The sequence below is a fragment of the Streptomyces sp. NPDC030809 genome (genome assembly GCF_055572195.1).
Genome location: NZ_JBVIDV010000001.1, coordinates 278,731 through 296,381 on the forward strand (window position 1 = coordinate 278,731; position 17,651 = coordinate 296,381).

Below are 17,651 nucleotides of genomic sequence, written 5' to 3' on the forward strand. Positions count from 1 at the left end.
CGCGCGGGCGGATCACGGGGGTGCGCTCCCGTGGTGGGGGTGCTGCGCACCTTCCTCGACCGATCCGCCGAGCCGGGTCCGCAACCCGGGCAGGGTGTCGGGGCGCTGGGCCACCAGCACCCACCGGTCGCCGACGAGGTAACTGCCGCCGTAGGCCCGGGCCTCGGCGAGCCAGGCCCGCTCCCCGGCCGGGGAGGCGAAGGTCAGCAGGCGGTACGCGCCGGAGCCGGTGCGGCAGGCCCCCTCGCGCAACTCCCGCGCGTCGGTCACCACTTCGGGCGTGCAGGGGACGGCCCGGGCGAGGGCGTCCAGGGCCGGGGGCGGGGCAGGGGGCGCGGATGCCCCATGCCGGCCGTGCGGAGTCTGCGGACCCTGCCCGCTCTGCCGACCGTGCGGACCCTGCGGATCCCCTGCCGCGTCCGTGGTGCACGCCGTACCTGCGGTGAACAGCAGGGCGGTTGCGGCGGCCAGTACGAGGGCTGCACGGCCCGGCGGCCGGACCTCGGCGGCGGACACCCGGGCGCCCGCGGCTACTTGCCCGCCTTCTTGCCGTTCTCCTTGACCGCCCACCACACACCGCCCGCGCCCTGCCCGTTGACGTCTCCGGGCTTGGTGTCACCGGCGTACGTGTAGAGGATCCAGCAGTCGACGGCCAGCTGCTTCGAACCGTCGGGCCGGGTGAAGGAGTTGACCAGCCGCGGGTCCACACCGCTGACCCGGTCGCGGGAAACCGGCTCCGCGGGCTTCCACATGTCCAGGCAGGCCCCGGTGCAGCGGGTCTTCATCGGCCAGGCGCTGTCCTTGTCGAAGCGGTAGAGCGTACGGCCCGCGCGGTCCACCAGGACGGTGCCGAGCTCGGGGTCCTGCCGGGCGGCCAGCTCGGGGCCGGCCGGGTCCGCGGAGGGCTCCCCGGCCTTGCCGGGGTCCGCCGCCCGGCCCGCGCCCGCGTTCGCGGCGGGCTTGCCGTCCGCGCCGATCGCATGCCACGTGCCGCCGACCCCCTCGCCCTTCGCATCACCCGGCTTGGTGTCCGGGGCGTACCGGTAGACGGGCCAGCCGCCGAGGGTCAGCTGCCGGGTGCCGTCGCCGCGGACGACCTCGCCGAGCTTCTGCGGGTCGATGACCGAGCCGGCGGTGGCGTCGTCGGCGGGGACGGGCGGCCAGGTCTTGGCGCAGGCCCCCTCGCACGCCGAGGCGGGCGGGTTGGCGGTGTCCTTGTCGAAGCGGTAGAGCGTGAACCCGCGGCTGTCGGTGACGGCCGGGCCGATGTCCGCGAGGTCGCGGACGCCCAGTTGTTTCGCCGGTACCTGCTTCACCGCGCTTCCGCCGGAGCCGCCGGAATCGGCGTTGGCGGCGGAGTCGCCGTAGCCGCCTGCGCCGTACCCGGAACCGCCGCTGCCCGCCGGGGCGTTGCCCGCCGCGTTCTGCACCAGGGTCTTGTCGCCGCCCTCGGATCCGCAGCCCGCCGCGAGCAGGACGGCGGCCACTGCGGTCGCGGCCCAGCGGAGCCTGCGGCGCCCGCCGCGGCGGGGCCGGCGCCCGTCCTCGTCCTGCTGCGGGTGCCGGATGTACGTGTCGGTGTCCATGGCCATCTCCACCACTCCTCGGATCGCGTGATCGTGCCGGGTCGGGTCGCTTCGGTTCGGGTCGGGTCGCTTCGGTTCGGGTCGGGTCGCTTCGGTTCGGGTCCGGTCGGTCCGTGTCGGTCAGTCCTGGATGCGCAGGGCGAGGGCGGGGCAGCGCCGGACCGCGCGGACCGCCTGTCCGCGCAGGTGGCGCGGTACCTGCATGGCCGCCTGCGCCGGGTAGCCGTCGGCGCCGAGTTCGACCACGCCGGGGACGATGTCGGCGCACAGTCCGTGCCCCCGGCAGAGCGTCCAGTCGACCATCAGGGCCTCGGTACGCGGGCGGCGCGCGACGGCGCTCTCCGCCGCCGGGGCGGCTGCGGCCGGCAGCGCGGGCCGCTCGGGCACCGGGACCGGGAGGGCGCCGAGCACGGGCCGCCCGCAGCCGGGGCCGGCGGCGTGGGCGGCGAACTCCTCGGGGAACGCGGCCGCCGCCGAGGCCACGAACCGGGCGGTGCCGTCGGGGTGGCTGCACGCGCCCCGGCCGCGTACGGCGTCGAGTGCGGCCGCCAGGGCCGTGAGGGCCGCCGGGCCGCCGCCTCGGTCCACCTCGGCGAGCACGTCGGCGACTGCGGGCAGGCCGAGGACGCAGGGGCCGCACTGGCCCGCCGATTCGGCCGCGAGCCAGCGCGCCACCCGCAGGGTCTCGCCGAGCGGGCAGGTGCCCTCCGGCAGGGGCAGGACGGCCCCGGCCCCGAGGGCTGCGCCCAGTGCGTCGAGGGACTCCCGGGAGACGAGGGCCCGCGCCACGTCCCGGCGGCCGAGCCAGCGGCCGTGGTAGCCGCCGGTCAGGACCCCCTGCCCGGCATCGAGCCCGCAGAGCCGGAGCACGTACGGGAGGGGCACCCCGGTGGGGGTCTCCACCACCCAGGTGCCGGCCACGGTGAGCAGGAGGGTGCCCGGTTCCTCGGGGAGTCCGGTCTCCCGGTACGGGAGGGCGCCGAGCCGGGCGGCCACGGCGAGCTGGGCGAAGGTCTCGGTGTTCGAGAGCAGGGTGGGCAGCCCGCCCAGCCCGCTCTCGCTGGTGCGGATCCGCCGCCCCGAGGGCAGTGCGGCGGCCCCGCCCAGGCCGGCCACCACGGCCGAGCCCTCACCCGCCACGAAGCGGTCCGGCAGCTCTTCCACGCGCACGCCCCGGGCATCGGGACCGCGTTCGGCCACCGCGTCGCGGACCGAGCGCGCCACGTCCACGCGGTGGACGGCGACGGCCACTTCCGAGGCCCCCAGCGCGGCCGCCGCCAGCAGGGCCCCGTCGAGCACCAGGTGCGGGGCGTACAGCAGCAGGGCGGTGTCCTTGAGGCAACTCGGCTCGCCCTCGCTGCCGTTGACGACGACGGCGGTACGGGCCACCGCCCGGCCGGCGGCGGCCGCGATGACGGCCTGGAGCTTGCGGGCGAAGGGGAAGCCCGCCCCGCCGCGGCCGCGCAGACCGGTGTTCTCGGCCAGCGCGACGAGCTCTTCGGGACGCAGCCGGGGCAGCGAGCCGTGCACGGTGAGGTGCGCGACCCGGTCCAGCCGGCCGGTCCGGTCGAGCCCGGCGAACAGCCGGGGCGCGCCGACGGCCGCGAGGGCGGGCAGGGCCGTGCTCACCGGGGGCCACCCCCGGCGCCGGCGGCCCGGAGCGGCTCGCCCTGGCGGGCGGCGAAGGGGGCGAACGAGGGCACGGGCGGGGCGGAAGGTACCGGCGGCGCGGACGGTACGGGCGGCAGCGGCGGCCCGTACGGCATCTGCGGTACGGCGGGTCCCTGCCGTGCCGCGATCCCCGCGGCCCCGGCGGCCGCCGACGGCAGCGGAGGCCCCGGGCGGACGGGCGGTTCCTGCGGGACGGGCGGCACGAACGGCCAGGTGGGCTGGGGCGTTCCCCAGGGCTCCGCACCGACGGGGCGGACGGTTCCGGTGAACCGCGGCCGTTCCCCCGCCTCGGTCCGGGGCAGGTCCGTTGCCCCGATCGCTCCGGCCCGGGACGCGGCGGCCGCCGCGGGCTCACGGACCGGCGGGTCCGGCAGGACCGGACCGGACGGGGCGCCTCGGGCCGGCACACCGGCCGTCGGGCCGCCGAACGCGGCGCCCGCCAGGGTGTCCCCGGCCCCCGGAGCCGGTACGGACTCGGCGGGCACGGGCACCGGCGCAGGCACGGACGCGGGCGCAGGCACGGGCGCGGCCACCGCCCCCCGCCGGGTGGGCGCCGGATCCGCCGCCCCCTCGGTTCCCGGGCTCCCGCCCTGCGGAACGGTGAGGGTGATCCGGGCGGCGGCGACGGGCGCCGGGGCGCGTCCGGGGCGCAGGCGGAGCAGGAGGGCCGCGGCCACGCCCGCGAGGGCCAGGGCGTAGGCGATCGTCACCCAGCCCGCCGCCGGGCGGCCCGACTTGAGGCCGTGCACGAGGGCGGCGCCCCAGGCCGGGTAGGCGGCCATGTGCAGGGCGCGCCACCAGCGGGACCAGCGGCGGGAGCCGCCGCCGGACGCGAACCGGCTGCGGACCGCACCGGTGACGGCGACCGCGAGGAAGAGGTAGCCGGCGAGGGTGCCGAGTCCGAGGAGGACCCGTCGGCCGGGGTCGGCGAAGGGCACGGCGGCCGCGGCCGGGGAGATCCGCTGCTCGGCCACCTTCACGGCGATGTGCAGGGCGAGGAAGCCGAGTCCGCCGAGGGCGAGGCCCCGGTGCACGCCCTGGGCGACGATCCGGTGTCCGGAGCGCAGCAGCCTCCGGTCGGTGGCGGCGAGGCCCCACAGGACGGTGGCGGTCAGGGAGACCAGGGCCAGCACCCCGGCCCCGTAGTCGAGGAAGGACCAGAGCCGTCCGTAGGCCCCGGCGTCGGCTGCGATGAGGAGGAACAGCAGCAGGGCGAGGCCGAGGGCGTAGGCCCGCAGGTGCCGGGGCCGTCCCGGGAGGGCCCGGGTGCGGGCCGCCGGCCGGCGGCTCTCTCCTGTGGGTGCCGGTCCGGCGTGGCGCCCCCTGCGGTGGGTTCCCCTTAACCGGGCCACCTGCTGAGGGGTGATGGGCATGGAATGCCTCCCGTTCACGCGAGTGCGCGGGCATCGGGCCGTCGCGGCGACTCGCGTCAGGTCGCTCTGGACTCAGCAGCCTCGCCGAAGTTCACGCGCCCCCTCGGTGATTTATCGAAACATGACAAGTTCTGGCGAGGGCGGGTCGAACACCCGCGGAGCACCGGCATGATCCCCCGCAAACATCCCGGAGGCAAAGAGACCACAAAGCTCCGGCGGGCTGGGGGATCCTCCACGAGGCTGCGGAGGACCGGGGGGAAGGTCTCGACCCACCAAGAACTAGGTGACATGTACGAACTGGTGAACCGCATCAGGTCACGCCCGCAGAGCGAGGCGGCACGCGTTCCGCGGCACGCCCTCTCCTCCCTGGCGGAGACCATCATGGTTGAACTTGAGCGAGTCATTCCAGGATTTGCAAAACTGATGGAGGAATCCGACCGCGAGAAGGCCAAAAAGCGGATCGAACAGTCCTTGAGAGCCGCACTCGGTCGCCCGGCCTCCCCGACCGGCCCCGACCCGGGCTCCGCAGGCACCACCGGGCCCCCGACCGCGGAAAAGGGCGCGGCCCGCCCCGCGGGCCCGGACGCGGCCCCCGCCGCCGGCACCGCCCCGGCCCGGCCCCCGGGCCCGCACGGCCCCCCGGCCGAAACCGTTCGCTCTGCGGCCGGATCCTTCCCGTCTGCGACCGCCGAGGAAGCGCGCAGAGAACTGTTCGACATCCTGGCCGCCGGTGCGCCGGGCTCCGGCACCCCGCTCTCCGAGCTGTCCCGGCTGGCCGGCTGGCCGCTGCCGGAGACGGTCCAGGCCGTGGCGCTGGTGACCCCCGGCGAAGCCCCCCAACTCACCTCACTGGGCGACACGTTGGTCGGCGCGGTGGGCGAGGAGCTCTGCCTGCTCGTCCCCGACCCCGACCGCCTCGCCCCCGAACCCCCCGGCCCCGAAGGCCGCGATCCCGAAGGACGGGATCCGGACGGCGGGGAGGACGCGGACGGCCGCGCCCTGTTCCACGCGGCCCTGCGCGGCCGCACCGCCGCCGTGGGCCACGCCGTGCCCCTGTACGACGCGGCCTCCTCGGTGCGCTGGGCCCGTCGCCTGCTGGCGATGACCCCGGCCCGCAGCGGGGCCGACTCCCGGCCCGTGTTCGTGGACGACCACCTGGCCGGGCTGCTGCTGATGCAGGACGAATCGCTCACCCGAGCACTGGCCGCCCGCCGGCTCAGACCCTTGGCGGGCCTGACCCCGCGGCAGAGCGAGCGGCTGGAGATGACCCTGCTGGCCTGGCTGGAGGGCGGCGGTGCACCGGAGGCCGCCAAGGCCCTCCAGGTGCACCCGCAGACGGTCCGCTACCGGCTGCGCCAGATCGAGCGGCTCTTCGGGCCGGGGCTGCGCGATCCGGGCACCCGCTTCGAACTCGAAATGGCCCTGCGCAGCCGCCGTTTGGCCGCCCAGGTGGAGCGGGCCCGCCGCCAGTACTCGCGGATGCTCCGCGGCCCGCGCGGCCTGCGGGCAGGGCTGCGCTCCCCCGGGATCGCCAAGGAGGCGCGCGTGAACGGACTGTGACCCCGGGTCACCACGGTTCCCACCGGAACACGGACGGCCGCCGGACGCCCTCGCGCCCGGCGGCCGTCCGGCTTCAGGCCCTCAGCACCGGCTCCCGCTGTTGATGCAGCCGACCACCCGGTTCATCAGCCCCTCCCGCATCACGTTGATGAAGTCCCCGTGGTCGGTGACGGGTTTGTGCAGCTGCTCGGGGAAGCTGTCCACCGCGAAGAGCGGGGACCGCCCTCCGCCGGGAACCGCGTACACGATCCGCTGGGTGAGCTGCGGTATCGCCCGGAAGCCCCGCGGGCAGCGCCCGTCCGCCTGCGCGAAGGCCACGTGCGTACGGTGGTTGGCGCTGTCGGTGTCCCGCCCGTTCCAGCAGCTCTGGAAGGAGAAGGTGCGGACCACGTCGCTGCCGCGCGGGCAGAGCGGGTACTTGGCCCGCAGCTGCCGGTCCTCGAAACCGGTGCAGCTCCACGAGGCGTTGGCGTTGGCCGTGCCGTTGGTGAAGGCCTTCGCGTCGCCGGTGATGATGCGCAGGAAGCGCGGCATGGCCGCGACCCGGCCCACCGGGCTGCCGACGAAGGTGATCGAGACCTCCTTCGGGGTCAGGATCGTGCCGGAGTTCCCCTCGGTGCCGCCGCCCGGGGCGTTGGCGTCCCGCTCCCGGCGGCCGTCCTGGAGCCGGAGCACCGGCCAGTAGTAGGTGGACTGGTCCCCGTTGGTGCAGGTGGTGCCGGCGGCCGCCAGGCTGTCGTTGGTCGCGAAGGCGTCCGAGGCGCGGTTGCCCACGTAGTCGTGCATGTGGTGGGCGCCGTTGGACACGCCCGGCGCCACGATCACGTTGTCGGAGTTGAACCGGCCCTCGCGATTGGTCCCGCAGCGGGAGCGGAAACTGCCGGTGGAGGCGTTGCGCTGGCGGAAGGGCCGGTTGACGTTGCGCCGTACGGTCCTGATGTCGACGAAGTCGGACCGGGCCGGGGCGTTGCCCGCATTCCGGCCCGCAGCACCGTCCGCGCTCGCCTCCCCGGCACCGTTCCGGGGGCCCTCCGTGCTCCCGCCCGCAGCACCGTCCCCGGTGCCCTCCGCGGCTCCGCCCGGCGGCGGTCCCGGGGTGATCCGGCACCCGGAGAGCCCGTCCAGCCCCGCAGGGCGGGCCGCGCCCCCGCGCTCGATGGCGTCCGCGACCCCCGTGACGGCGGTACGGCGCTGCTCGCGGAGCCCGTCCAGCACCTGCCGGCCGTCCCGCGGATCGCGCACCAGCTCGCGGTACGCATCGGCGGTCTGGGCGTCCATGCGCGCGAGGAGCCGGTCCACCTCGGCGCGCGCCGGGGCCGGCACCTCCCGCAGCCGGTCGCCCACGTCGGGGCAGTCGACGGTGCCGGTCCAGGCCGCCGCGGCCGCGGCGGCGCCCGGCCCGGACCCGCGTGGGCCGCCGGCCTCCGGGGGTGCGCCGGAGGCGTGGGCGGCGACCAGCGCCGTCCCCGCCCCGCCGAGCACCAGCACGGCGGCCAGTGCGAGGGTCTTGTTCCTGAGGCGGCCGCGGGTGTGGCGTCGTTGCCTCATGGGGGATCACCTGCCTTCGTTGAGGGCGTCGAAGTCGACCAGGCCGGTGTCCTCCAGGACCGTGATGTGGTCGAGCACGACGGAGTTGGTCACGGTGGCCAGCGATCTGACCATCGCGTTGCGGCTGTTCGCCCGGATCTGGGCGACGAGGGCGAAGACCTTGCCGTGGGCGGCGCGCAGCAGATTGGCGAACAGCTGCTCGTACCGCTCGCCGCGGGCCGCGTGCAGCTGGTCGAGCCAGCCCTGCTGCTCGGGGGAGGGCCGGTCCGGGAGCGGGATGTCCAGCGCCTCACCGGTCTTCCGGGCCCGGCGGTCCAGCTCGGTGTGGCCCATCACGAGGTGCTCGCCGGCGGTGCGCACGGACTCGCGGCCGCCGCGCTGCATCGCCTCCCGCCCGGCGGGCAGCTCCCAGAGGCCGGCCAGCCGGACCCGGCGGACGAAGTCCCGGTCCTGCGGGGTGAGCGGCCCGTACGGGGTGCTGACCGTGCCCCGGCCGTCGTCCGTGAACGGCAGTCCGGCGGCCGCGGACCGGCTCTGTCCGAAGGAGTGGACCGGGACCAGCAGGGCGGCCAGGGTGACGGCGAGGGCGCCGACGACCAGGAGAGTGCCGACTCCGCGGCCCGAGGTGAGGGTTCTGCGGACGGATGCGCGCACCGGTCCTCCTTGCTCCAGGGGGGTTCCGGGGGATGGCGGTTCCCGGGGTGGCACGGGACGCTAGTGCCGGGCGGGGCGGGTGCGGCGGCTCTCATCGGCACCCGACAAAGAACGGCCCGCCCGGCCCGGCGGCTGCTACTCTGCGCGGTTCGCCGCTCCCGGGCGCGGCCCGGTCCGTACGCTGATCCCGTGGGCCGGCGCCCCGGCCGCACCCGTCCAGAGGGGTGCGGCGGGCGAGCGGAGCGGGCGGCCGGATCGGCGAGGAGGCGGCAGGGTGCGCGACGCGGAGTTCTTCCGGCGCTGGATGGCGGCGGCCACGGCGGCCGTCGACCGCGAGGCGGGACGGCTGACGGAGCTCGATTCGCCGATCGGGGACGCCGACCACGGCACCAACCTCCAGCGCGGGTTCACCGCGGTGATGGCCGCCCTGGAGGCCGATCCCCCGGACCACCCCGGCGGGGTGCTGCAACTCGCGGGCCGGACCCTGATCTCCACGGTGGGCGGCGCCTCCGGACCCCTGTACGGCACCCTGCTGCGGCGGGCCGGGAAGGAGCTCGGCGAAGCGGCCGAGGTCGGCGACGACGAGCTGCGGCGCGCGCTGTACGCGGGAGTGGGCGCGGTGGCCCAGCTGGGCGGCGCGGCCCCGGGGGACAAGACGATGCTGGACGCGCTGGTGCCCGGAGTGGCGGCGCTGGGCACCTCGTACCGGGCGGCCGGGGAAGCGGCCCTGCACGGCGCGCTCGCGACGGTGTCGCTCCAGGCCCGCAAGGGCCGGGCCAGCTATCTGGGCGAGCGCAGCATCGGCCACGAGGACCCGGGGGCCGCCTCGTCGGCCCTGCTGCTGGCCGCCCTCGCGGAGGTCGCGGACCCGGGGCAGGACGCGGCATGACCGGGCCCCTGGTCGGGATCGTGCTGGTCTCGCACAGCGCGCAGGTGGCGGAGTCGGTCGCCGAGCTGGCGCGCGGCCTGGCCGCGGGCGGTCCGCCGGTGCCGCTGGCCACCGCGGGCGGGACCCTGGACGGCGGGCTGGGCACGAGTGCGGAACTGATCGTCGCCGCGGCCCGCTCGGTGGACCACGGCGCGGGCGTGGCCCTGCTGGCGGATCTGGGCAGCTCCGTGCTGACCGTGAAGGCCCTGCTGGCGGAGGAGGGCGAACTCCCCGAGGGCGCCCTGCTGGTGGACGCCCCGTTCGTGGAGGGTGCCGTCTCCGCGCTGGTCACGGCCTCGGCCGGGGCGGACCTGGAGGCCGTGGCGGCCTCGGCCGCCGAGGCGTACTCGTACCGGAAGGCCTGAGCCGGCGCCGGCCGGGGCGGCACGGCCGGGCCTGGGCCGTACCCGGCCGCGGCGGCACGGCCCCGGCCGGTGCTCCGGTCAGCGCCCGCGGAGGCCGTCGAGTTCGCGGCGCTCTCGCTTGGTGGGTCGGCCGCTGCCGCGGTCGCGCAGGCCGGTGGCCGCGGCCTCGACCCGGGTGGGCGGCGGCGGGCTGTTGTCGATCAGGCATTCGGCGGCCACCGGCGGGCCGACCCGCTTGGTGATCACCCGCTGGACCACGACGATCCGTTCGCGGCCCTCGTGGAAGAGGCGCACCTCGTCCCCGGCCTTGACGGTCTGGGCGGGCTTGGCCCGTTCCCCGTTCACCCGTACGTGCCCGGCGCGGCAGGCCGCGGCGGCCAGCGAGCGGGTCTTGGTGAGCCGGACCGACCAGATCCAGCTGTCGACGCGTGCAGAGGTGCCTTCGTCAGCCATGCCGGAACTCTAGCGAACTCGGGCGGGCGCGCCTTTGGCGGATGCGACAAGCCACCTGGCATCTGCCATGTGGATCATCCGAAGAGAATTGCAAATGCCGGATTACAGCCCCTACCGTGTCGCACATGCGGTGACGGCCGCACGGCTCGCCCGTGCCGCCGGCCTTCCGCTCCCCACCCGACCCCCGACCCAATTCCGAAGCGAACGAGCCTGCTCCGCCCGTCACCGGCGCCGCCCATCCGCAGTGCGGACCGCACCACCGGTCCCGTCCCTCCAGGAGAACTGGCCCCATGTCCCCTGCTCCGAACCGCCGCCGCGCCGCTGCCGCCGTCCTCACCGCCGCCCTGCTCGTCCCGCTCGCCGCCTGCGGGGACAACGGCGGCGACAAGCAGTCCACCCGGGAGAAGGACACCGGCGCCGCGGCCCCGAAGGGCGCCGAGCTCACCGTGCTGGCCGCCTCCTCGCTGTCCGACGTCTTCAAGACGGCCGGCGCCGCGTACGAGAAGGCGCACCCGGGCACGAAGATCACCTTCTCCTTCGCCGGCTCCCAGGAGCTCGCCGCCCAGGTCAAGCAGGGGGCCCCGGCCGACGCCCTCGTCACCGCCGACACCAAGACCATGGACGGGCTCAAGGCGGAGGTCACCGGCACCCCGGCGGTCATCGCCAAGAACCGCCTGGTCATCGCCACCACCCAGGGCAACCCGCACGAGGTCCGCGCCCTTGAGGACCTCGCCGACCCCGAGCTGAAGGTGGTCCTCGCCGCGCCCGAAGTGCCCGTGGGCCGCTACAGCAAGAAGATCCTCGACGCCCGGAAGATCACCGTGAAGCCGGTCTCCCTGGAGCCGAACGTCCGCGCGGTGCTCTCCAAGGTCGAGCTCGGCGAGGCCGACGCGGGCCTGGTCTACAAGACGGATGCCGCCAAGGCGGCCGGCAAGGTCGAGGCCGTGGTGATCCCGGACGGCCAGAACGCCGTCGCCTCCTACCCGGCGGCAGCCCTCAGGCAGTCGAAGAACGCCGAGGCCGCAGCGGCGTTCGTGGCGTGGCTCGGCACCCCCGAAGCCCAGAAGATCCTCCGCGACGCGGGCTTCCAGCAGCCGTAGCACTCGCCCCGGCCGCGCCGAGAGGGACCGACCGGGACTCCCTGGTCCGGGGGCTGCCTGGTCCGGGGGACGGGCAGTCCCCCTCCCGTTTCCCGCCCCACCCGGCGGCAGCCTCGCGGGACCCCGCGCCGCCCCGTCGCGGAGCCGGCGCGGGAGCTGCCGGCGCAGCAGCCCGGCTCCGCCCCCGTGGGCTCGGGCCGGAACACGACCGACCGGCACCCCGCTCCGCACCGGCCCCACGCAGAACGCAGGAACCCGCATGAGCAGCAGACCCCGCACCCGCCGCACCCCGTTCACGCTCGCCCTTCCGGCCCTGCTCGCCGTGGCGTTCCTGCTGCTGCCGCTCGTCGGCATCCTCGTCCGCACCTCGTGGGGCGACCTCGGCGCGCACCTGACCACCCCCGGCGTCCTGGAGGCCCTCCGCCTCTCCCTCTTCGTGTCCTTCTGCGCCCTCGGCCTGTCCCTGCTGCTCGGGGTGCCGCTCGCGTGGCTGCTGGCCCGGGTGGACTTCCCCGGCAAGGCGGTGGTCCGCTCGCTGGTGCTGCTGCCGATGGTGCTGCCGCCGACCGTGGGCGGGGTGGCGCTCCTCCTCGGCTTCGGGCGGCGCGGCCTGCTCGGCCCCTGGCTGGAGGACACCTTCGGGGTCACCCTCCCGTTCCACACCTCGGGGGCCGTGGTCGCCGCCACCTTCGTGGCCATGCCCTTCCTCGTCATCAGCCTGGAGGGGGCACTCGGCGGCCTGAAGACCAGTTACGAGGAGACGGCCGCCTCCCTGGGCGCCTCGCCGGTACGCGTGTTCTTCACGGTCACCCTGCCGATGGTCGCGCCCGGTCTCGTCGCGGGGGCCGCGCTCACCTGGGCGCGGGCCCTCGGCGAGTTCGGGGCCACCATCACCTTCGCCGGGAACCTGCCCGGGACCACGCAGACCCTGCCGCTCCAGGTGTACCTGCTGCTCCAGGACCAGCCCGAGGCCGCCACCTCGCTGTCCCTGCTGCTCCTCGCCATCGCCATGGGGGTGCTGATCGCCCTGCGCGGCCGCTGGACGGGCAGCCCGGCCGGCCGCCGCGCCCCGGCCCCGCCCGGGGAGCCGGAGCCGGGCCCGGGCCGGGACCCGGGACCGGACCCCGCCGGGTGGGCAGCGGACGGCTCCGCAGCGGCCGCCGCCCGGCCGGGGCCCGGCAGCCCCGCGGACGCGCCGGACCCGGCCCCGCCCGCCGAGCCCTCCTCCCTGCACGCGGAGGTGACCGGCTTCAACCGGCTCAGCCTCGACGCGGAGCCGGGCACCACCATCGCGGTGGTCGGCGAGAACGGCGCCGGGAAGACCACCCTGCTGCGCGCCCTGCTCGGCCTGACCCCGCGGGCGCACGCCCGGCTGGTCCTCGGCGGCACCGACGTCACCGCCCTGCCGCCGCACAAGCGGCAGGTGGCCTGGGTGCCCCAGGACGGCGCCCTGTTCCCGCACCTGAGCGCCCTCGCCAACACCGCGTACGGGCTGCGCGCCCGCGGGGTCGGCCGGGCGGAGGCCCGCCGCGAGGCCCGGGCCTGGCTGGACCGGCTGGGGGTCGGGGCCCTCGCACACCGCCGCCCCGGACAGCTGTCGGGCGGCCAGGCCCAGCGGGTGGCACTGGCCCGGGCCCTCGCCGCCCGCCCCCGGCTGCTGCTCCTCGACGAGCCGCTGGCCGCCCTCGACCAGACCACCCGGGCGCGGGTGCGGCACACCCTGCGCAGCCACCTGAGCGGCTTCGGCGGGGTCTGCCTCATCGTCACGCACGACCCGGTGGAGGCCGTGTCGCTGGCCGACCGGGTGCTCGTACTCGCCGGTGGGCAGACCCTCCAGGACGCCCCGCCCGCCGAGGTCGCCCGGCACCCGCGGTCCCCCTGGGTGGCCCGGATGCTCGGGCGCAACGCCTGGCCGGGCACGGTCTCCGCGGGCGTCCTCACCACCGCGGGCGGCGGGCGGCTGGTGGTCGCGGACTCCGCGCCCGAGGGCGCGGACGCCCTCGCGATCATCGCCCCGGAGGCCGTGTCGGTGCACCGCGAGCGCCCCGGCGGCAGCCCCCGCAACGTGTGGCCGGGCACCGTCCGGGAGATCACCGCGGTGGGCAGCCGGATGCGGCTGCTGATCACCTCGGCCGAGGCCCCGGACCTCGTCGCCGAGATCACCCCGGGCGCCGCGGCCGAGCTCGGGCTCGCCGAGGGCACCCCGGTGTGGACCAGCGTGAAGGCCACCGAGGTCACGCTCGTCTCCCTCTGAGCTCGGGCGGGTCCCGAGTTCGCGAACCGGCCACGCGGCCGGGCCGTCTTCGGCATCATGGTCGCGCCGAGGGGTACGGCCGGGGGGCGGAGGGCGTGGTGGGGGCGTACGAGGATGCCGCGGGCGGGCACGCCCGGGTCCGGGAACTCGCCGAGCAGGTGGCCCTGCTGGCCGACCAGGCCGGTGCCGACACCGCGGCCGAGCTGATCCGCCGGGCCGAGCGCCGCGCGGCGGAACTCCCCGCCCGCATCTGCGTGGTCGGCGGCACGAGCACCGGGAAGTCCCGGCTGGTGAACCTGCTGGCCGGGGCCGACTGCCTGCCGGTGCCGGACCGGCGGGCGGGTCCCGGCACCCCGGTACTGGTCCGCCCCGCGCCGGCCGGCGGCGGGGATCAGGGCGCGCCGGGCCCGGGGCTCTTACCGGAAGCCCGGTCCGCATCCGGCCGCGGAGCCGGCGGCCGGGACCCGGATCCGCTGCGGACGGTGTACGCCGAGCTGCCCGCGGAGGCCTGGCTGCGGCACGCGGGCGTGGAACTCGTGGACACCCCGGGCTGGGAGGGCTGGTCGGGGGCGCGCCGCCCGGACACCGAGGCGCTGGCCCGGGTGGTCACCGGCTGCGATGCGGTGATCGTCGTCAGCGAGGCCCGCCGGGCCCTCCTCGCCACCGAGCAGGCCCGGCTCAAGGCCCTGGCCTCCGCCCCGCACAGCCCGCCGGTGGTGCTGGTCGTCACCAAGCTCGACGAGGTGGCGGAAGAAGGGGAGGACGAGGCGGCCGACGTGATGCGCCGGGTCCGCCACCTGGCGGCGGAACTGGCCCCCGGCGCCCCGGTCCTCGCCGTCCCGGCCGCCCCACCCGCCACCGCCCGCCCGTCCCGGCCCGCGGTCCCCCGCCCCCGGGACGCGCCCGGCCCGCCCGCCGCGGCCCCCGGCCACGGCTCCGGTCCCGGCCACGGCTCCGGCCACGGCCACGGCTCCGGCCCCACCGCGCAGGCCGACCCCGCCCCGCCGGCGGGCCACCCCGCCCCGCAACCCGACCGCGCGGCGCAGGACCTCGCCGTGGAGCAGTGCCGGGCCGTGCTCTCCGGGCTCGTCGGGAGCCGGATGCGCCGGGTGGTGCGGACCGTGCGGCGGCTGCACCTGCTGGCCGCCACCTGCACCCTCGTGGCCGAGGCCGCCTCCCGCTCCCTGGCGGACGCCGGGCGCACCGGGCCGGAGCGGGCGCGCGCCGCCCGGGTCTGGCAGGCGGCGCGCGAGGCCGCGCAGTTCCACTGGATCGCGTTGAGCGCCGAGGCCGACGGCCGCCGCGTCCGGCTGGCGGACGGGATCGCCGCGGAGGGCCGCCGGCGGCGGGCGGACCTCGTACGCGAACTCTCCGCGCAGTACTCCGGCCTGATCGACTCCCCCGAGGAGCAGCTGTTCTTCCGGCTGCACGTGCTCCCGCGCACCGAGCAGGCGCAACTGGAGTTCCGGGACTGGGTGACGGCCGAGACCGCGCGGGCGCTGAAGCAGGACACCGACTGGCTCCGGGCGGTGCTGCCGGCGAACCGGCCCGGTACGGAGCTGTTCGAGGAGCCGGAGCTCGACGCGCCCCGCGCCGAGCAGGTCGTCCCGGCGGCCTCGCTGCCCGGGGCGGCGCGTACCGCAGCGGCCGGCGAGGCGGCGGAGGACGCCGCCTGGGACGCGTCCTGGCTCCCGGAGTTCGTCGGCAGCGCCATCGAGGGCGTGCTGTCGCCGATCGCCACGGACGTGGTGGGGCAGATCGCCGGCGCGGCGGGCACCGCGCTCGTCACCGAGGCCCTGGAGCACGGCCAGGCCGAGCGCCGCGAGCGCACCATCACGGACCTGCGGCGGATCGTCGAGGCCGCCTTCACCGAGCAGGCCGAGCGGACCGCGGAACGGCTGCGGCCGGCGTACGAGCGGCTGCTGCGGGAGGCCCGGGAGCGCGACGAGCAGTGGTGGCGGCTGCACACCTCGGCGCTGACGGCGCCGCCGGACTCGGCCGGCCACTGGCAGGCACTGCGCGAGCGCGCGCACGGCCTGCACCGGACCGTGATGACCCGACTCTCCTTCTTCGAAGGGACCTAGGACATTGGACACCGAACCAACCCCCGCCCCCGCGCCGGAGTCCGCCGCCGCCCACTTCCGCGGCTGGAGCGACAACCTCGCGAGCCTGCGGTCGTACTACCAGCAGCTCCAGCAGGTGGCCGGGGAGGCCGAGGGGGTCGTCGGACCGCCCGAGAACGGGGTGCACGGCCTGCACCTGGGCATGAACGGGGCGGTCTTCGAGCGGGAATCCTTCCGGATCATGGTGGTGGGCGAGTTCAGCAGCGGCAAGAGCACGCTGATCAACGCCCTGCTGGGGAAGAAGCTGCTGCCGACGAAGGCCAATCCGGCGACGGCGTTCACGACGGTGCTGCGGTGGGGTGAGAGCGAGCGGGCCTGGCTGTACCGGGACGCGGACCACATCAACGACGAACAGCCCGTGCCCATGGACGTGTTCCGGCAGGAGGTCCAGCTCCAGATCGACGCGCACGGCGCGCCGCGGGCTCCGGCGTACGCCCTGGCCGTGGTCGAGCAGCCGCTGGACCTGCTGCTGCGGTCGGTGGAGATCGTGGACTCCGCGGGCATCAACGAGAGTCCCGACCGGGAACTGGTGACCCTGCGCTTCCTGGAGGAGGTGGACGCCGTCGTGTTCGTCACGGACGCGGGTCGGCCCTTCACCCTCCACGAGACCGAGGACTACCTCCAGCACGTCCGCCAACTCGGGCACCGGGACGTCTTCTTCGTGGTCAACCAGTTCGACCGGATCGACGAGGACGAGCGGCAGGACGTGATGAGCCGCTGCCGCAACGTGGTCGCGGAGCTCAGCGGGGGCTCCGGCTTCCCGAGCGTCCCGAACCTGTTCTTCATCAGCGCCAAGAAGGCCCTGGCCGCGCGGGTCTCGGGGGACAAGGAGGCGGAGCTCGACTCGGGCATCGGCGAACTGGAGTCGGCCCTGGCGCTGTTCTGCATGCGGGACGCGGCCCGGGTGAAGTTCGTACGGCTCGCCGAGTTCCTCCGGCAGAACGCGGTGAAGCTGCGGATGCGCCTCCAGGACGAGAGCGGCATCCTCATGCGCTCGCAGGCCGAGCTGAGCAACCTGCTGGAGCAGAGCCGGGGCACGCAGGACCAGCTGCGGCAGAGTGCCGACGCGGTCCGCGACCTGGTCGGGAGCCGGGTCGCGGACGTGCAGCGGGAGATCGAGATCGAGTTCAAGCGCTTCCTCGTCAAGGAGAGCAAGGTCATCCCGAGCTGGAACGTCAAACAGGGCGGCCGCTTCAACCGGGCGGTGAAGGTGTTCGGCCGGGCCGGCCGCGAGCTGGTCCACAACGAGCTGCGGGACGCCTACACCGGCATGCTCCAGCGCAGGATGCAGGGCTTCTGCTCCACCCGGCTGGAGGAGTTGATCGGCAAGCGGCAGGAGGAGCTGCTGCGCCAGCTCGAACCGCTGCTGCGCACCCACGCCGACCTGCTGGACGAGCTGCGCGCCGAGTTCACCGGCACCCGCTCGCCGCGCGAGCAGAACGACCTCCTGCACACCCTGGCGATGTCCGCGGCGCGCGGCAACGGGCACGCGGCCCGGCGCAGCCGCGGGGACGTGCCCTGGCGGTTCCGCCCCAACTCGCTGCTCGCGGTGGGCGCCGGCACCGGGGCGGCGCTCGGCGGCGGGGCGGCCGCCGCGGGCGCCGCGGGTGTGATCAGCCTCGGTCTGGCGCTGCCGCCGGTGGGGATCGCCGTGGCGATCGGCTCGGCCCTGGGTCCGCTGATGGCCACGGGGGCCGTGGTCTTCGCCGACCGCAAGCTGCGCGCGCGGGCCGCCCAGGAGTTCTCGCAGCACGTCCGGGAGTCCGCGGACCGGGCCGCCCGGCAGTACGCGGCGAGCCGGGCCGAGGACCTGCGCACGGTGTGGGGCAGCCTGAGCGAGACCCTGCACGCGCAGCTCCAGGAGCTGATCGCCAGCGTGCAGCGCCACATCGACGGGGGCCGCCGGGACGAGAGCGCCAAGCAGGAGATGCGCGAGAAGCTGTACCGGCACGAGCAGCGGATCACGGAGGTGGAGCGGCAGATCGGCTCCTTCCTCCAGCCGTACGTGGGCGAGGCGGAGCGCGACCAGCCCTGAG

Annotated in this window: 14 protein-coding genes; 7 read left to right on the plus strand and 7 right to left on the minus strand. The window is 76.2% G+C overall.

Features of this window, described 5'->3' with window-relative positions; all coding sequences use genetic code 11:
* Nucleotides 1–12 precede the first annotated feature (12 nt).
* The 4 genes from ACZ407_RS01200 to ACZ407_RS01215 all read right to left on the minus strand — a co-directional run bounded on the left by ACZ407_RS01200 (nucleotide 13) and on the right by ACZ407_RS01215 (nucleotide 4,630).
* The gene (locus ACZ407_RS01200) at nucleotides 13–270 is read right to left on the minus strand and encodes a hypothetical protein (protein ID WP_468124452.1); all 258 of its coding nucleotides are present in this window, start codon (nucleotides 268–270) and stop codon (nucleotides 13–15) included.
* A 260-nt stretch (nucleotides 271–530) separates the two neighbouring features.
* Nucleotides 531–1,592: an SCO0930 family lipoprotein gene (locus ACZ407_RS01205; protein ID WP_468124454.1), complete on the minus strand. Its 1,062-nt coding sequence runs from the start codon at nucleotides 1,590–1,592 to the stop codon at nucleotides 531–533.
* A 114-nt stretch (nucleotides 1,593–1,706) separates the two neighbouring features.
* Nucleotides 1,707–3,215, minus strand: a complete 1,509-nt coding sequence (locus ACZ407_RS01210; protein ID WP_468124456.1) for an NADH-ubiquinone oxidoreductase-F iron-sulfur binding region domain-containing protein — start codon at nucleotides 3,213–3,215, stop codon at nucleotides 1,707–1,709.
* Nucleotides 3,212–4,630 (minus strand): hypothetical protein, encoded by a 1,419-nt coding sequence (locus ACZ407_RS01215; protein WP_468124457.1) that lies wholly within the window; start codon nucleotides 4,628–4,630, stop codon nucleotides 3,212–3,214. The genes ACZ407_RS01210 and ACZ407_RS01215 overlap by 4 nt, the downstream gene beginning before the upstream one ends.
* Before the next feature lie 423 nt (nucleotides 4,631–5,053).
* On the opposite strand from ACZ407_RS01215, the gene ACZ407_RS01220 reads away from it, so the two are divergent.
* Nucleotides 5,054–6,190 (plus strand): PucR family transcriptional regulator, encoded by a 1,137-nt coding sequence (locus tag ACZ407_RS01220; RefSeq protein ID WP_468124459.1) that lies wholly within the window; start codon nucleotides 5,054–5,056, stop codon nucleotides 6,188–6,190.
* 81 nt (nucleotides 6,191–6,271) lie between these two features.
* Here ACZ407_RS01220 and ACZ407_RS01225 read toward each other — a convergent pair whose 3' ends face one another.
* Nucleotides 6,272–7,738: a DUF1996 domain-containing protein gene (locus ACZ407_RS01225; RefSeq protein ID WP_468124460.1), complete on the minus strand. Its 1,467-nt coding sequence runs from the start codon at nucleotides 7,736–7,738 to the stop codon at nucleotides 6,272–6,274.
* Nucleotides 7,739–7,744: 6 nt separating this feature from the next.
* Entirely contained in the window at nucleotides 7,745–8,392 is a 648-nt protein-coding gene (locus ACZ407_RS01230; RefSeq protein ID WP_468124462.1) for a DUF4142 domain-containing protein, read from the minus strand.
* A 274-nt stretch (nucleotides 8,393–8,666) separates the two neighbouring features.
* Between ACZ407_RS01230 and dhaL the strand changes: the two genes are divergently transcribed.
* The gene (dhaL, locus tag ACZ407_RS01235; protein ID WP_468124463.1) at nucleotides 8,667–9,281 is read left to right on the plus strand and encodes a dihydroxyacetone kinase subunit DhaL; all 615 of its coding nucleotides are present in this window, start codon (nucleotides 8,667–8,669) and stop codon (nucleotides 9,279–9,281) included.
* The gene (locus ACZ407_RS01240) at nucleotides 9,278–9,685 is read left to right on the plus strand and encodes a PTS-dependent dihydroxyacetone kinase phosphotransferase subunit DhaM (protein ID WP_468124465.1); all 408 of its coding nucleotides are present in this window, start codon (nucleotides 9,278–9,280) and stop codon (nucleotides 9,683–9,685) included. The genes dhaL and ACZ407_RS01240 overlap by 4 nt, the downstream gene beginning before the upstream one ends.
* A gap of 78 nt (nucleotides 9,686–9,763) precedes the next feature.
* Here ACZ407_RS01240 and ACZ407_RS01245 read toward each other — a convergent pair whose 3' ends face one another.
* Nucleotides 9,764–10,138: an RNA-binding S4 domain-containing protein gene (locus ACZ407_RS01245; protein WP_468124467.1), complete on the minus strand. Its 375-nt coding sequence runs from the start codon at nucleotides 10,136–10,138 to the stop codon at nucleotides 9,764–9,766.
* A 290-nt stretch (nucleotides 10,139–10,428) separates the two neighbouring features.
* Between ACZ407_RS01245 and modA the strand changes: the two genes are divergently transcribed.
* The 4 genes from modA (at nucleotide 10,429) to ACZ407_RS01265 (ending at nucleotide 17,650) form a co-directional block, all read left to right on the plus strand.
* The gene (gene modA, locus ACZ407_RS01250; protein ID WP_468124469.1) at nucleotides 10,429–11,238 is read left to right on the plus strand and encodes a molybdate ABC transporter substrate-binding protein; all 810 of its coding nucleotides are present in this window, start codon (nucleotides 10,429–10,431) and stop codon (nucleotides 11,236–11,238) included.
* Between the two features lie 259 nt (nucleotides 11,239–11,497).
* Nucleotides 11,498–13,492 (plus strand): ABC transporter permease, encoded by a 1,995-nt coding sequence (locus ACZ407_RS01255; RefSeq protein ID WP_468124471.1) that lies wholly within the window; start codon nucleotides 11,498–11,500, stop codon nucleotides 13,490–13,492.
* A 98-nt stretch (nucleotides 13,493–13,590) separates the two neighbouring features.
* The gene (locus tag ACZ407_RS01260; protein WP_468124472.1) at nucleotides 13,591–15,576 is read left to right on the plus strand and encodes a hypothetical protein; all 1,986 of its coding nucleotides are present in this window, start codon (nucleotides 13,591–13,593) and stop codon (nucleotides 15,574–15,576) included.
* A gap of 4 nt (nucleotides 15,577–15,580) precedes the next feature.
* Nucleotides 15,581–17,650 carry a dynamin family protein gene (locus ACZ407_RS01265; RefSeq protein ID WP_468124474.1) on the plus strand — a complete coding sequence of 690 codons (2,070 nt, stop codon included), beginning with the start codon at nucleotides 15,581–15,583 and terminating at the stop codon, nucleotides 17,648–17,650.
* Nucleotide 17,651: the final 1 nt, after the last annotated feature.

What these genes read in the sequence shown, in the direction of transcription:
- ACZ407_RS01225 (WP_468124460.1), bottom strand. Translation starts at nt 7,738, where the DNA reads ATGAGGCAACGACGCCACACCCGCGGCCGCCTCAGGAACAAGACCCTC.
- ACZ407_RS01220 (WP_468124459.1), top strand. Translation starts at nt 5,054, where the DNA reads ATGGAGGAATCCGACCGCGAGAAGGCCAAAAAGCGGATCGAACAGTCC.
- ACZ407_RS01205 (WP_468124454.1), bottom strand. Translation starts at nt 1,592, where the DNA reads ATGGCCATGGACACCGACACGTACATCCGGCACCCGCAGCAGGACGAG.
- ACZ407_RS01240 (WP_468124465.1), top strand. Translation starts at nt 9,278, where the DNA reads ATGACCGGGCCCCTGGTCGGGATCGTGCTGGTCTCGCACAGCGCGCAG.
- ACZ407_RS01245 (WP_468124467.1), bottom strand. Translation starts at nt 10,138, where the DNA reads ATGGCTGACGAAGGCACCTCTGCACGCGTCGACAGCTGGATCTGGTCG.
- modA (WP_468124469.1), top strand. Translation starts at nt 10,429, where the DNA reads ATGTCCCCTGCTCCGAACCGCCGCCGCGCCGCTGCCGCCGTCCTCACC.
- ACZ407_RS01255 (WP_468124471.1), top strand. Translation starts at nt 11,498, where the DNA reads ATGAGCAGCAGACCCCGCACCCGCCGCACCCCGTTCACGCTCGCCCTT.
- ACZ407_RS01215 (WP_468124457.1), bottom strand. Translation starts at nt 4,630, where the DNA reads ATGCCCATCACCCCTCAGCAGGTGGCCCGGTTAAGGGGAACCCACCGC.